The 13,659-nt window shown below is 58.7% G+C and carries 14 protein-coding genes; 5 read left to right on the top strand and 9 right to left on the bottom strand.

The window, feature by feature from the left end; translation table 11 throughout:
* Nucleotides 1-3 precede the first annotated feature (3 nt).
* Both NITLEN_RS09020 and NITLEN_RS09015 read right to left on the bottom strand, forming a co-directional pair.
* Nucleotides 4-1,851, bottom strand: a complete 1,848-nt coding sequence (locus NITLEN_RS09020; protein ID WP_121989258.1) for a tetratricopeptide repeat protein — start codon at nt 1,849-1,851, stop codon at nt 4-6.
* An 11-nt stretch (nt 1,852-1,862) separates the two neighbouring features.
* Nucleotides 1,863-3,542, bottom strand: a complete 1,680-nt coding sequence (locus NITLEN_RS09015) for a hypothetical protein (RefSeq protein ID WP_146216148.1) — start codon at nt 3,540-3,542, stop codon at nt 1,863-1,865.
* Here NITLEN_RS09015 and NITLEN_RS09010 point away from each other — a divergent pair.
* The 5 genes from NITLEN_RS09010 to NITLEN_RS08990 all read left to right on the top strand — a co-directional run bounded on the left by NITLEN_RS09010 (nt 3,523) and on the right by NITLEN_RS08990 (nt 8,728).
* On the top strand, nt 3,523-4,929 hold the full coding sequence (locus tag NITLEN_RS09010) for a glycosyltransferase family 2 protein (protein ID WP_121989256.1): 1,407 nt from the start codon (nt 3,523-3,525) through the stop codon (nt 4,927-4,929). The genes NITLEN_RS09015 and NITLEN_RS09010 overlap by 20 nt on opposite strands.
* A gap of 123 nt (nt 4,930-5,052) precedes the next feature.
* Complete coding sequence (gene typA / locus NITLEN_RS09005) at nt 5,053-6,912, top strand: translational GTPase TypA (protein WP_121989255.1); 1,860 nt, start codon at nt 5,053-5,055, stop codon at nt 6,910-6,912.
* Between the two features lie 13 nt (nt 6,913-6,925).
* Nucleotides 6,926-7,675 (top strand): hypothetical protein, encoded by a 750-nt coding sequence (locus NITLEN_RS09000; protein WP_121989254.1) that lies wholly within the window; start codon nt 6,926-6,928, stop codon nt 7,673-7,675.
* Nucleotides 7,676-7,855: 180 nt separating this feature from the next.
* Complete coding sequence (locus NITLEN_RS08995) at nt 7,856-8,326, top strand: peroxiredoxin (protein WP_121989253.1); 471 nt, start codon at nt 7,856-7,858, stop codon at nt 8,324-8,326.
* A 69-nt stretch (nt 8,327-8,395) separates the two neighbouring features.
* Nucleotides 8,396-8,728: a thioredoxin family protein gene (locus NITLEN_RS08990; RefSeq protein ID WP_121989252.1), complete on the top strand. Its 333-nt coding sequence runs from the start codon at nt 8,396-8,398 to the stop codon at nt 8,726-8,728.
* A 94-nt stretch (nt 8,729-8,822) separates the two neighbouring features.
* On the opposite strand, the gene NITLEN_RS08985 is transcribed toward NITLEN_RS08990, so the two are convergent.
* The 7 genes from NITLEN_RS08985 to NITLEN_RS08955 form a co-directional block, all read right to left on the bottom strand.
* Complete coding sequence (locus NITLEN_RS08985; protein ID WP_121989251.1) at nt 8,823-9,302, bottom strand: YybH family protein; 480 nt, start codon at nt 9,300-9,302, stop codon at nt 8,823-8,825.
* 6 nt (nt 9,303-9,308) lie between these two features.
* A complete protein-coding gene (locus NITLEN_RS18110) occupies nt 9,309-10,061 on the bottom strand; it encodes a 6-carboxytetrahydropterin synthase (protein ID WP_181416743.1) in 753 nt (250 codons plus the stop codon).
* An 80-nt stretch (nt 10,062-10,141) separates the two neighbouring features.
* A complete protein-coding gene (locus NITLEN_RS08975) occupies nt 10,142-10,729 on the bottom strand; it encodes a DUF3501 family protein (protein ID WP_121989250.1) in 588 nt (195 codons plus the stop codon).
* Nucleotides 10,726-12,000 carry a heterodisulfide reductase-related iron-sulfur binding cluster gene (locus tag NITLEN_RS08970; RefSeq protein ID WP_121989249.1) on the bottom strand — a complete coding sequence of 425 codons (1,275 nt, stop codon included), beginning with the start codon at nt 11,998-12,000 and terminating at the stop codon, nt 10,726-10,728. Before NITLEN_RS08970 ends, NITLEN_RS08975 begins: the two co-directional genes overlap by 4 nt.
* 107 nt (nt 12,001-12,107) lie before the next feature.
* On the bottom strand, nt 12,108-12,536 hold the full coding sequence (locus tag NITLEN_RS08965) for a rubrerythrin family protein (protein ID WP_121989248.1): 429 nt from the start codon (nt 12,534-12,536) through the stop codon (nt 12,108-12,110).
* A gap of 114 nt (nt 12,537-12,650) precedes the next feature.
* Entirely contained in the window at nt 12,651-13,208 is a 558-nt protein-coding gene (rfbC, locus tag NITLEN_RS08960) for a dTDP-4-dehydrorhamnose 3,5-epimerase (protein WP_121989247.1), read from the bottom strand.
* On the bottom strand, nt 13,198-13,605 hold the full coding sequence (locus NITLEN_RS08955; RefSeq protein ID WP_121989246.1) for a hypothetical protein: 408 nt from the start codon (nt 13,603-13,605) through the stop codon (nt 13,198-13,200). The genes rfbC and NITLEN_RS08955 overlap by 11 nt, the downstream gene beginning before the upstream one ends.
* Nucleotides 13,606-13,659: the final 54 nt, after the last annotated feature.

Raw genomic sequence — 13,659 nt, 5'->3', positions numbered from 1 at the left:
TGGCTACCAGTGATAGAGCAGGTTCAGATTGCCGCCTCTGCGGACGTAGAGAAATCCGCGATCTTCGTAATAGCCCGACGCCTCAACCGAGAAGCGCTCCGTGACGGGAAACGTCACCCCCCCTTGGAGCGTCCGGCTCTGCACCCGGGTAAAATCCTGCGCGGCTACGATCCGCTCACCCGACGTGCCGAACGATCCCGACGCAAAGACCTGCACCCGCTCCGTCGGCCGCCAGGTCAATTGCGACGCCAACGTAATAGCTCCGGTGTTGGGAATGGCATAGACCTTTTCGGTCAGCCAGAGATTGAACGGCAGGAAGATGGTCAACCCTGGCATGATGAGATCAATGTCGTCTTTCTTATAATTCAAGCGACGATAGCCGAACGACACTTCGAACGGAGCCAGCGCGTCATGGACGCCGCCTAACCCTTGCGCTAGCTCGCCGACGAACGAGTAGTTCGGGGCGAAGTGCGGATTGACGGTTCCTTGTGCCGCGACGTAGCCCCAGGCCCGCTTCCAGAGCGGGCTGTACAATTCGGCCGACAACGGCGTGTCGTGCGAGCCAAAGCGATTGATCGGTTCGGCCCGTACCACTACGGTTTGATCGCCGATCGGCTTAGCCACCTCGAATAACAGATCGCGCTCATCCGGCTGGCCCCGCGTGTAGGTGTAGTACCCGTAGCCAACCTTGGCATAGTCGCGATAGGGCAGCCGCAACCCGGCCAACCCCTGCCCCACGGCTGCCCGCGGCGAAACCAGCAACTCAGATTGCACGTTGCGCAATTGCTGCTCGATGTCCGGATCGTGCGTCTCGGCCGCCAGCGCTTCGTACCGCGCCAAGGCCTCGGTTCGATCGCCCCGCCAATGCGCCACTTCGGCAAGCCCGCGGCGCGCCTCTTTATGATGAGGCTCCTCCCGCACGACCTGCTCATACAGGGTCTGGGATTCAGGAAATTGTTGTTGCCACGAGAGCACCTGCGCCACCGCCACGCGAACATCCTGATCCTTCGGATGGCGCGCCAACACCTCGCGATACAACGACGTCGCTTCGGAATGAGCCCCCTGCCACGATAGGACACGCGCCAAGGCGCTCCGCACCTCATCATTGTCAGGATAGCGGCGCAGGCCTTCACGGTAGAGCGCAACCGCATCGCCGTACTGCTGCGCCACCTCACGCTGATGCCCGCTGTCCAATATCTGTCTCGCACCGCCGGAGACAGACTCGGTCTCCCGGACGATAGTTGGCACAACGGTCGGATGTTGAACCGGCGGAGTGCTTGTCGGCGTCACCTCAGCCTTCAGCGAATGGAGGCGCGCCGCGAGCTCTGGATCGCCCGTGGCCTCGACGACGCGCTGATAATACGGGATGGCCTGGTCCGGATGCCCACTCCACAACAGCACATCGGCGAGCCCGGTCAGCGCATCCAGATGCTGCGGATAGTCGCGGAGGACTAGGCCATACTCATGTGTGGCCTCGTCGTAGCGATGTTGCCACGAGAGAATTCGTCCAAGAGCAACGCGGCTGTCATCGTCGAGGGGATGGCGGGATAGCACGTCCCGATAGAGCGCGCTCGCTTCGTCCCATTGCTGCTGCCAGGAGAGGAGCTTCGCCAAGCTTGCACGCGCTTCATCATTCTCCGGGCGCGCCGCCAAATACCGGCGATAGACCGCGATGGCCTCCGGAAACTGTTTGCGGTGCTCCAGAGACTTCCCCTGCTCCAGAAGCTGGCGTGGCGACGGCTCGGCGCTGGTCGCCTGCACAGTTATGACAAGCCCATCAATTCCGGTCGTCACAAGGAGTGCCAAGAACGCGACGCACGCAATACGTTTGATCTGACCTGTCCGCAACATGCAATCGCTCGTCACTCCCTTCTTGAGTCACCCTTACCGCCGGACTCCACCAGCGCTCGAAATCCATCGATGTCGTGAATGATCACGCCTGAAAAACTGGAGTGCGCGGTCATGTCCACAATCCGCGTCACTGCGGCGGACACCTCCGCGCGAGAACGGCCCGCAAAGGTGAGCCGCTCCGGCCTCACCGTAAACCGGTGATGAATGCGGAACCATTCACGCCGGGCCGAGAGGTTCAATCCCCCTCCCCCTGCCGGGGGCATCCACTGCAGCAGACGCCGATCATAGTCCAGCATCGCGTCAGCCCGGGCAGAGTCCGGCTCACGGCGCAGCACCACATGCTGCTCAACCGGGAGCGGAGTCGTCTCTACCGCCAGCCACACCCGCGTCCCGACGAGATCGCCATAGCGCAGGATGTCTTCGGCAATGTCCTGCACTTCGTCCAAGTCCGTGCGATAACTCATCACCGCCACTTCATCGACCCGATCCATGACCGCATAGGCCAACGGCCGCCCGGCAAGGGTCGGCGACGCCAACCAAAAGGGAATCACCATTGAAAGACGAACCCGTCCGCCAATGACGTCTTTCAGCGTATCAATCGTCTCGATATAGCGACGGAGCTGGGCCTCTTCCTGCAAAAAGCCCGGCAAGAGATAGGGCTCAATATCCAGCTGAATCCCGGACAGCCCGCCAGGTTTCATCAGAGCCAGGAGTCGCTGTATCTTATCGGCGAGTCGGTGAGGTTCCTGAATCGCTTCGGGATATCCGTCCAACGCAAATGCCGCAATCCCGGCCTCCTGCAGTGTCATCAGCAGCCTGGCATAGTGACGCCAGAGCGCGTCGTCATCCGCCTGGGACGGCATTTGAATGAGCACTCTGGAACAGCGCTGACTTCGACAGGTGGCCAGCAATGCATCCGGATCACGAATCGCCTCGCGATACGTCCACACCCAGAATCCGATTTCGGCAGGCCTCGCGGGCCTGACTGACGGCTGCGCGGCCTCAATCTGGTCAAACACGATGTGCGCGCCGGCCGCCTCCGTCGAGACCACGAGCGCAGTCAGCGACCGAAGATCCAGCTTTCGACCGATCTCCTTGAGCGACAGCGTGAGATCGAACGGGCCCGTCACCGTCGCAAGCGGGAGATTGTCTTCCCGTCGCCCCGCAGCCCGATCTTCCAATGCCACAACGACCCGGCCCGTCGCGTGACCGCGAATCCGCAGCGTCTCATAGGACAACAGGTCCACGGCAATTTCTGCCTGGTGCAGGGGAATGCGCCGACCGCACCGCAGCCCGCTTCCGGCAGCCCGCTGCAGGTCGATCCCGTCCTGGCTCCGAGGCTTCCGGTCTTGGCAGGAGCCGAACACACGGGCATCGCCGAACCCGCCGCGAAGGTCAAGAATAGGCTCAAACGGTCGATAAGGAAGGGAGGGTACGGCAGCAGGCGGACCACTGAGCGTCACGACGGGAGTGGTGCGCTCACCGACATACGACAACTCGATCTCAGAAACAGCAGGTGGAATGAGCATGGAGAGAGGCACCGATACATCGTCTGCGTACCCCTGGACTGGCAGAGCCGCGACCGACACGACAACGAGGGTCCAGGTCCACCACCGGGCAGAGGAACCCATCCACCGGCAGGCTCGACGGCGGATGGACCTACGCTGACCGATGTGGATCGAGACGTTCATATCGCTCTCCGAATGGCTGTTCTTGCTCTACCTTCTCGGCCTGACCGCGGGATACTTGATGTTGGATGTCGTCGCCGCGATTCATCTGCGGCGCTACATGGAAGAGCGTTCGCTCAACAGCCTCCCGCATGGCTACACCGGATTCGAACCGCAAATCACGCTGCTCGTTCCCGCCTTCAATGAAGAAGCGACCATCGTGACCACGGTCAAATCTCTCCTCCAGCTGAGCTATTCGGAATTTGAAATTGTGGTCATCAACGACGGGTCGAAGGACAAGACGTTAGACGTCCTGATCAAGGAATTCGGACTGATTCCCTTTCCCGAAGCCTATGACGCCCGGCTGGCCACGCAACACATCCGAACGATCTACCATGCCCCGGCGCAACTCAATCTGCGGGTCGTCGATAAAGACAACGGCGGTAAAGCGGACTCGCTCAACGCGGGGATCAACATTTCGCTGTATCCGTTATTTTGCTGTATCGATGCCGATTCCATTCTCCAGCGCGACAGCCTGCGGCTGGCCGCACAGCCCTTTCTGGACGACCCCCACACCATTGCCTGCGGCGGCACCGTGCGGGTCGCCAACGGCTGCGAGGTGAAGAACGGATTTTTAATGAAGGTCGGACTCCCGACCAATATCCTCGCGCTGTTTCAAATCGTCGAATACCTGCGCGCCTTCCTGTTCGGCCGGCTCGGTTGGTCTCCGATCAACGCGATGCTCATCATTTCCGGCGCCTTCGGCCTGTTCCATAAGGACACCGTGATCGGGGTCGGCGGCTACCGCCACGATACGATCGGCGAAGACATGGAACTCGTTGTGCGGCTCCACCGGCACATGCGGCTCGCCGGGAAGCCCTATCGCATCACCTTCGCCCCCGACCCGGTTTGCTGGACCGAGGCCCCGGAAGACCTCACGACGCTGAAAAATCAGCGCATCCGGTGGCAGCGCGGCCTCTGCGAAAGCCTGATGAAAAATATTGATCTCTTATGTCATCCCAAAGGCGGGGCCGTGGGCTGGCTGGCGTTCCCTTTCATGGCCCTGTTCGAATGGCTGGGCCCGGTCATCGAAGTCTTCGGCTATGCATTCGTGACCGCCGGATTTATCTCGGGCTTCATCTCCTTTCACGTCTGGCTGGTCTTGCTCTTGGCCGCCATCAGTCTCGGCATCCTGCTCTCGGTCAGTGCATTTTTTTTGGAGGAGATGTCGTTCCATGTCTATCCGAAACCTCAACATGTGCTCCGGCTTCTGCTCGGGGCAATTTTTGAGAATTTCGGCTATCGACAATTGAACTCTCTCTGGAAATTGATCGGGTTGTATCGTTGGCTGGTCGGCAAGAAAGCCGCCTGGGGAGCCATGACGAGGACCGCATCCTGGCACAGCAAGTAGCCGCCAAGAGAAAACCTTCCATTCAATAGATCGTGGCTTGTGCGGGAGATAAGACTTCGGCTATACTGCGCGATTGCGCCTCACTGTCGAGGCGCCTTTTTTTGACCACGAGACCACACCACCATGACACAGTCACGCGCCCCCCACGACCGCCGGAACGATATCCGGAACATCGCCATCATCGCTCACGTCGACCACGGGAAAACGACCCTCGTCGATGCCGTGCTGCGACAGACCCACGTCCATCGCAAGATCGACGACATGGGCGAACGCATCATGGACTCGATGGACCAGGAGCGGGAGCGCGGCATTACCATCCGAGCCAAGAACGCCAGCGTCATCTACAAGGGCGTGAAGATCAATATCGTCGATACGCCTGGACATGCCGACTTCGGCGGCGAGGTGGAACGCACGCTCCGGATGGTGGACGGCGTGCTCATCCTCGTCGATGCCAAAGAAGGCCCCATGCCACAGACCACGTTCGTCCTGCGCAAGGCGCTGGCCCTCGGGCATAAAGCCATCGTCGTGATCAATAAGATCGACCGGCCCGACGCCGTCATCGACGATGTCGTGAACCGCACCTTTGATCTCTTTGTTCATCTGGGCGCCACCGACGAGCAGCTCGACTTTCCGATCGTCTACGCCGCTGCCATCAAGGGCCAGGCCACGCTAGACGTGAATAAACCCGGCACAGACATTACGCCGTTGCTGGACACCGTACTGGAAAAAATTCCCGCTCCGGCCATCAATGCCGAAGCCCCGCTCCAAATTCTGGTCCTGGCCCTCGTCCAGGATCCCTATAAAGGCAAGATGGGCATCGGAAAGATTCAATCCGGCTCCATCGCCCGCCGGCAGCCGGTGATGCTGCTCGGGAAAGACGGCGCCCAGACGCTTGGCAAAGTATCCGACCTGGCCGTGTATTCCGGCCTTGAGCGAGTCGATGCCGATCAGGCCGCCGCCGGAGAGATCGTGGCCGTCGCGGGCCTCGATGAGGTGAGCATCGGTGATACCATCGCGGATGCGGAAAACCCGATTGCGTTGCCCCGCGTGACGATCGATGAACCGACCGTCCAAATGAGCTTCTCCGTCAACAACAGTCCGTTTGCCGGACGCGAAGGGAAGTACCTGACGTCGCGGCACCTCCGGGACCGCCTCTTCAAAGAACTCGAAACCAATGTGTCCTTGCGCGTGCATGAAACCGACAGCGCTGATCGGTTCCTGGTTGCCGGCCGCGGCGAGCTGCATCTCGGCGTCTTAATCGAGCAGATGCGGCGCGAAGGCTACGAACTCCAGGTCTCGCAACCAGAAGTCATCATCCATCGCGACGACAATGGGAAAGCTACGGAGCCCTACGAAGAACTCACCATTCAAGTGCCTGAGACCTACCAGGGAACCGTCATTGAAGAGATGGGGAAGCGCCGCGGCGAGCTCCGCCATATGCGCCTCATCCATTCCGACGTCGGCACCAGCGAAATGCACCTTGAGTATCATATTCCGACACGCGGCATCATGGGCCTCAAGAACCTGCTGTTGGCCAAAACCCGCGGAACGATCATCATGCACCACGTATTTGCCGCCTACGAGCCGGCTGAAGAACGTGATTTGATGGTGGCGCCGCATGGCTCCCTCGTGGCCCACGAAGACGGCACCAGCACCGGCTACGCCATCTTCATGACGCAGGAACGGGGCACCATGTTCATCGGCCCGGGCGTCGATGTCTATCGCGGCATGGTGATCGGTGAAAACAGCCGAGACGAAGACCTGGACGTGAACGTCTGCAAAGAAAAGCATCTCTCCAACATGCGCGCCTCAGGAACCGACGAAGCGTTGGTGCTCACGCCGCCACGGGAAATGAGCCTGGAGTTCGCGTTGGAATATATCGGGCCGGATGAATTGGTGGAAATCACTCCGCTCAATCTGCGCCTGCGCAAGCGATTGCTCAATGCGGATGAACGCCGCCGAGCCAAAAAGTCCGGCAAATAACGAGTCGCTGACCATGCGTATCAAGAAAAAGATCCCCAAACCCTCAGCCAAACGCCCGCCGCTCTACTTCATCGGCTATCGAGGCACGGCGCCCGGCTTTGATGAACTCACGACTTGGTACAACCGCGAGTACGGCGGGCCCCTGACGATTCAACCGGAGGCCGGAGCACCGGAGTCTTGGCAGGCCAACCATGGCCCCTGGTCCGCCCATGTCGTGATGCCGCTGCCGGCCACGCACACTGCCGATATCATGAAGAACCTGGCCTGGGAACACGATCAGATGGGAGCCATCGCCCCCACACTCATGCCCAATCGAGATATGCCTGACTTGGTCTTATTCGCAGCCCGCCTCGCGCGCGGCCTCACGCTGCTGACGCAGGGCACGGCCTATGACGTCACCACGCAAGCCTACGTGAACCCCTCGGACTGGCAGAATCGAACAATGACCAGCTTCCTGGCCGACGATCATGTCGCCATCGTGCACGACGACCAGACCAAACCGGACCACATCTGGTGTCACACGATGGGTCTGAGCAAATTCGGCCTGGATGAAATCGAAACGTTCTACGGTAAAGGGCTTCCGGAAAGCGCGGCCAAAGACTTACTGACTGAGTCCGCGACAGAGCTGCTCCGCGTCGGGCAATCCCCCAAAGTCGGCACCGCCTTCCGTCTCCCACTGCTGGGTCGGACCATCCGGATCGTCAACTACCGCACCGCAGCTCCTACCGGCCGAATGATCGGGTTCCGCGAGCTCCAGGGATAGGCAAAGTTCTTGTAATTCAGCAGGTTGCCGCCCATTGCCTATGACGATAGGCCTTTAGGGCCGTTGACAACCTTTCAAACCACGAGGTACAAAGTTCAAAGGTTTCCACAGAGGGGTTCTCTCAATCTGAGACCTCAAATACGCCCACAGGTAGCGATATGTTCATAAGGAGGCATAGCAATGAGTGATGTAGCGGCAGAAATTAAGGTTGGCGATACCGCCCCGGATTTTAACCTGAAGGACCAGGACCAGAAGGATGTGAAGCTGAGCGATTATCGCGGCAAGAAAAACGTCGTTCTCGCCTTTTATCCGTTGGACTGGAGCCCGGTGTGCCAAGGGGAGAACAAGTGCTTGACCGATGACTTCCCCAAGTTTCAGAACGCCAATGCCGAACTCTTCGGCATCAGTTGCGACAGCTTCTTCTCGCACAAGGCCTGGGCGGATTCCATGGATCTCAAGCACCGGTTGTTGGCCGACATGCATCGGACCACGGCAAAAGCCTACGGCCTCTATTTTGAGCCATTGAACTGTTCCAAGCGCGCCACCGTCATTGTCGACAAGAACGGCAAGGTGGCCTACGCAAAAGTGCAAGAGATCAAGGTTGCCCGCGAGGATAAAGACATCCTCGAAGCACTGGCGAAACTCGGTTAAGCATCTGACAAAGAAGGGGGAGGGGGTCTTCAAGAGAACCCTCCCCCCTTCATATTGGGAGACACGCACATGGCAGGAACCGTCGAAGATGTCCGAGATGAGAACTACAAAGAGTTCACCGACAGTCCCGGTGCCGTCGTCGCCTATGGTCTCGCCACATGCGAACCCTGCAAGACCTACGACCCTATTCTCGAAGAAACCGCGGCAAAATTTCCGGGCATCAAAGTCGGCAAGGCCAAGATGCACGTCCCCGGCCGCTGCCGCGAGATTAAGAAAACCCACACGTTTGAAACCTACCCCACGACACACTTCTTCGCGAACGGCACGCTCATTCTCACCCGCGAAGGCGTAGTCGAACCGGCTGAACTTGCCGCGCTGATTTCAGACCACCTTGTGAAGTAATCTCCCCCTGACTTCGAGTCTTCGCTAGCGCTCACCGTAGATATCTCAGCGCCTTCACGACTCGCCATTGTGAAACGACCAACCGGTATGGCCGCTACTGCACGGCCTTCGATTTCGAACAGTGATCATGAAAAATGCGCCAGGCCGACTGCTCTTTCCGCAGTAAACTGGTACAGGTCCCGGCATCCTGGCCTTCGATCTCGCCATCTCTGATGGCTTGAAACACATAGTCGTAGATCGCCCAGGCCGTCGCCCCCTCCAGACCAGTCTTGAGATTCGACACTGTCCCGATAAACCGCAATCGATTGCCCTGCTTCAACTCTGACTCATACTCGCTCAACCATTGTTCGATCGCCGCTTTGGTCTCCGCCTGGCCATCCTGAGTCCCCATATAGTCGTCCGTATACAGCATCAACACCGACTGCTTGTCTCGTGACTCTGAAAAGGTCGCGGTACCGGCGACCGCCTGCGTGATCGTGCGCTGAACAGCCTCTTCATCTTGCCCGGCCCATGCGGACAGACTCCACCCGAGCAAGACGGCAAGCAGAATAATCCGCAGCGGCAGGGATCCCATACGAACCTACCCGTTGTAGTCGAAGGAAAGATCGCGAGACTGTATGATCCGAATATTCTTCAAGGCCCCGGATGAGAGCCGGGACACCAACGCGTTCCAGATAAACTCGGCTAGATTCGCCCCACTGATCGAAGCCGCCTTCAGGACCTCGCGGAGATCCTGTCGATCGAGTACCCGGAGAACCTGTTCCTGCACCAGACGATCCAGAGCCCCGATGTCCGTCACCATGCCGGTAATCGGATCGATCGCGCCGTGCACCGACACAAAACAATCCCACGTATGCCCCTGACGGCTATCAAGCAACGCCGTGAACGAGTAGCGCCGAGTGACGCTGGCCACATCCAGCCCTCCGGCCGCCGTGACCTCCGCGTAAAGGTCCTCATCTTCATAGAGACGGATCGTGTCTAACGTGCCGATATCCGATTGAGCAACCAGTTTGGTCCAGAGGACGCACGCGATGTTTTCTGATGTCGGAATCCGGTCGCGGAAATAGGGCAGATCGAGATTGAAATTCATGTGATCGAACTCTTCGATCACCGCAAGCAGCACCTGCTTGAGATCGAATAAGTTGATGACCATGCCGGTTTGGGGATCCACTTCGCCGGACACGGTGACTTCGAGCATGTAATTGTGCCCATGGGCGGGCGCGTTATAGCAGGGGCCAAAGACGGCGCGATTCTTCGCCTCATCCCACTCCGGCTTGATATAGCGGTGAGAGGACGAAAACTCGATGCGTTTGGTCAGCTGGACATTCGCCATGGTTCATCCTTCATGCGAGGCTCGTCATTTCTTCCAGACTGGTTCCAAAGGTCGTTCGGCAAGGCTGCTGACGGTCCTTTTCAGCGGACTGTGAGATCCTTCAACCATTCTTCTCGCATACTGCCGGGAACCGGCGCGTCCGCCTGATATACGCCATGGTGCACGGACAGCATCACCGGCACGCGCAAATCCGCCAGCAAATCCTTTACCGATGGCGGCACCTGGAAGCGGACAAAATGTACGGCGCTGATCTTCGTCTCGTGGCTATGACCGCCTTCGAACTCGGCATACAGACGCTCACTCCCAACCGTGAGAGCCACCTTCTGTCCATGATCCAGCCCCATGAAGGCATCAAGCCATTCTTTCATTCTGGCGTCATCGGTGATTTCGATCAACAACGTCGCGCTCAATTCACCTACCGTCGGAAGCAACGCACTGTAGACATCCAACTCTTCTTGCACCTTGGCCGGATCAAAGATTTGCTCGACACGCACCATCTCCTGAATCTGAAACAGCAGCGTCTCCCGATTTTCGAACACCAGCGTGATCAGCGGTCCGATTGAGATCCGGCGGCGTTTCTTCAATTCGATGATGCGGGCACGATACCCTTCGCGTTGCCGCTCGTAGTCGGCATAGGGAAGAATATCGCTGAACATCAACGCATTCATGACGACAACCCATAAGCATCGCGGACAATCTGTATCGGATGCTTCGTCGCTTTCCCGCCCACATGCGCCGGCGCTCCGGCCTGATCCAGCTGAAGACCGGCCAACGGACAGTCGGACGCCACGAGATCGGCCGGCACCTGCTCGATGGCCTGCACCGCTTTCTTGGCAACGATCATCGAGAGCGGGAAAAATTCCGTTTTAGCCGACCAGGATCCGTCATGGCCGGAGCATTTTTCGATGACCTCGACCTGCGCCCCGGCACACTCCATCAACTCTTTTGATTTGAAACCGATATTCTGATCGCGGAGATGGCAAGGGATCTGATACGCCACCCGGCCTGGCTTGTTCACAAAATCAGTGGCGAGCACGCCTTCCCGCTTGAGCTTCATCAGATACTCGCAGACATCGAACGTCTTTGAACTCACTTTTTGTGGCGCGTCGCCGCCGAGCAATTCTGGATACTCCCGTTTGAGCATCAAACTGCAACTCGGCACGGGCACCACAACATCATACCCCTGCTCGACCCAGGGCAGCAGAGAGCGAAGGTTCGCCTGGGCGGCTTTCTGCATGGCGCCGGTATCTCCGATATCGAACGAGGGCATCCCGCAACATTGCTGCTCAGGCACCACCACGTGAACGCCATTCTTTTCCAAGACCTGCACCGTCGCCTTCCCGACATCCGACGCCTGGTAGTTCACCAGGCAACTGGCGAACAGCGCCACTTTCTTCTGAGGCGCTTTCGCCGGCGCCGGTTGCGGGCGGCGCTGAAACCATCGCGGGAATGTCTCGGTGGAGAAATGCATGATCTTCCGATCGCGATGGACTCCCACCACAATCTCCATCACCCGGCGCACGCTCTTCAGTCCCAATGCCCAATTGGACAGCCGGGCAGAGATCGTCGAGAGTCGCCCGATGAAATCGGTCTGGATCAACAGCCAATCCCGCCAGCGCACCCCCCGTTCAACAGCATACCGCTGCTTCCACAACACCATAAGCTTGGGGAAATCCAACGCATACTGGTGCGGCGGCGTATAGGGACAGTGGTTGTAACAGAGCTTGCAGTAGTAACACTCGTCCACCACCTGCTGATGCTCGGCCGACATCACCTGCTCTACCTGGCCGTCGTGCCGATCAATTCCGTCTAGAAGCGTGCTAAAGGACGGACACAAATTGAAGCAGCGGCGGCATCCGTCGCAAATCTCATAGACGCGCAACGTATCCTTCGCCAATTGCGCGGGATCGACCGGCTGAATCAGACTTAAGCCTTTCACGACGGGTATTGTCTCCTGTTGATCGGATAGAACACAAGGCGGAAAAGACGAAGGGTGGATCAGGCCCCGGCCCGACCCACCCTTCGTTCCAATTACCTATGACCCGATTAGACCGGCTTCAAGCCGTCGAGCCCCTTCTGGAACCGGTTGGCATGCGAGCGCTCGGCCTTGGCCAACGTCTCGAACCACTCGGCCAGCTCGGCAAATCCTTCATCCCGCGCGGTCTTGGCCATCCCGGGATACATCTGGGTGTACTCGTAGGTTTCCCCTTCGATCGCCGACTTGAGATTGTCTTCGGTATTGCCGATCGGCACTCCAGTGACCGGATCCCCGACTTCCTTCAAGAAGTCCAGATGGCCGAACGCATGGCCGGTCTCGGCCTCCGACGTATCGCGGAACAACCCGCCCACATCCGGATAGCCTTCGATATCGGCACGGCGCGCAAAATAAAGATAGCGACGATTGGCCTGCGATTCGCCGGCAAATGCGCCCTTCAAATTTTCGTGGCTCTTGGTTCCCTTTAAACTCTTCCCCATAGCGTCCTCCTTCTATGACGACAAATTACGAGCGTTCGTGATGATCACCCTCTGCATTGACGGTACGGCGTATAACATAGCCCGCGCGTGGGGTTCAACGGGTGACGCGGCTTATCACGCAGCTATCCACTGCGGCAGCTCCAGCTGCATCTCGGCCAGTGTCTTGTAGGCTTGATCTTTCTGGGATACCACAGGATTCACGGCCGGCCAGTCGATGGCCAGCTGCGGATCGTTCCAACGAATGCCCCGTTCATCCGACGGAATATAGTAGTCCGTACACCGATACATGAATCCGGCCCGCTCGCTCAACACGCAAAACCCATGCGCATAGCCTGAAGGAATATAGAGCTGTCGCCCGTTTTCAGCCGACAGTTCGACCCCATGCCATTGTCCGAACGTCGGCGATCCCGCTCGAATGTCGACCGCCACATCGAACACCCGCCCCTCTACCACCATCACCAGCTTTCCTTGGGGACGACTGAGCTGATAGTGCAACCCCCGCAATACATTCGCGTGCGACCAGGAAAAATTGTCCTGCACAAATGTCGCCCCGATGCCCGCCTCTCGATAGCGCTCCTGATGATACGTCTCCACGAAAGCCCCGCGCGCATCGCGCCAGAGCTTCGTCTCGATCACCAGCAGACCTTCCAACGGCGTCGCGCTAACCTGCATGCCCGCCATCCGGATCGACAACGTCAGGCTGGTCGGGGTACAGTTGCTGAAGCCGGTCGATTAACGGCTGGGCTTCCGGCGTACTGGACCTCGTGGGCGGGCTTGGCGGATGATCCCATGTAATCGTGGTGATCCCGGCATCGCCCAAGATCGATTGGATCGCTTCCATGCAGGCATCCAGTGTGAGATCGTTCCCATGGCGAAGATCCAACACGCGCTCGCGCTTCGAGACCGGTGGCGGCCCCGTATGCACTAGCGCCCAACAGCGCTCAAAGAGCTCGTCTCTCACAGGCTGGGGGATATTCAACGTCGGGAGATCGGACGTGCACAGCGCCGATACGAACAGGACGAACTGCAAATCCGGCATGCCGGGATTATAGATATCCAACGATTGCATAATAGCGCTATTATCGGGATGCGGCGCGACTGAGTCAACGCCTACCCGCGAGAC

Origin of the sequence: Nitrospira lenta, from assembly GCF_900403705.1 — a bacterium.
Taxonomy (GTDB): Bacteria; Nitrospirota; Nitrospiria; order Nitrospirales; family Nitrospiraceae; genus Nitrospira_D; species Nitrospira_D lenta.
Note: the sequence above shows the minus strand (reverse complement) of the source record. Positions and strands in the feature narration are given on the sequence as shown.

What these genes read in the sequence shown, in the direction of transcription:
- NITLEN_RS08985 (WP_121989251.1), bottom strand. Translation starts at nt 9,302, where the DNA reads ATGGGATCCCTGCCGCTGCGGATTATTCTGCTTGCCGTCTTGCTCGGG.
- NITLEN_RS18110 (WP_181416743.1), bottom strand. Translation starts at nt 10,061, where the DNA reads ATGGCGAATGTCCAGCTGACCAAACGCATCGAGTTTTCGTCCTCTCAC.
- NITLEN_RS08965 (WP_121989248.1), bottom strand. Translation starts at nt 12,536, where the DNA reads ATGGGGAAGAGTTTAAAGGGAACCAAGAGCCACGAAAATTTGAAGGGC.
- NITLEN_RS09010 (WP_121989256.1), top strand. Translation starts at nt 3,523, where the DNA reads ATGTGGATCGAGACGTTCATATCGCTCTCCGAATGGCTGTTCTTGCTC.
- NITLEN_RS08955 (WP_121989246.1), bottom strand. Translation starts at nt 13,605, where the DNA reads ATGCAATCGTTGGATATCTATAATCCCGGCATGCCGGATTTGCAGTTC.
- NITLEN_RS08990 (WP_121989252.1), top strand. Translation starts at nt 8,396, where the DNA reads ATGGCAGGAACCGTCGAAGATGTCCGAGATGAGAACTACAAAGAGTTC.
- NITLEN_RS09015 (WP_146216148.1), bottom strand. Translation starts at nt 3,542, where the DNA reads ATGAACGTCTCGATCCACATCGGTCAGCGTAGGTCCATCCGCCGTCGA.
- NITLEN_RS08975 (WP_121989250.1), bottom strand. Translation starts at nt 10,729, where the DNA reads ATGAATGCGTTGATGTTCAGCGATATTCTTCCCTATGCCGACTACGAG.
- typA (WP_121989255.1), top strand. Translation starts at nt 5,053, where the DNA reads ATGACACAGTCACGCGCCCCCCACGACCGCCGGAACGATATCCGGAAC.
- NITLEN_RS09020 (WP_121989258.1), bottom strand. Translation starts at nt 1,851, where the DNA reads ATGTTGCGGACAGGTCAGATCAAACGTATTGCGTGCGTCGCGTTCTTG.
- NITLEN_RS09000 (WP_121989254.1), top strand. Translation starts at nt 6,926, where the DNA reads ATGCGTATCAAGAAAAAGATCCCCAAACCCTCAGCCAAACGCCCGCCG.
- rfbC (WP_121989247.1), bottom strand. Translation starts at nt 13,208, where the DNA reads ATGCAGGTTAGCGCGACGCCGTTGGAAGGTCTGCTGGTGATCGAGACG.
- NITLEN_RS08995 (WP_121989253.1), top strand. Translation starts at nt 7,856, where the DNA reads ATGAGTGATGTAGCGGCAGAAATTAAGGTTGGCGATACCGCCCCGGAT.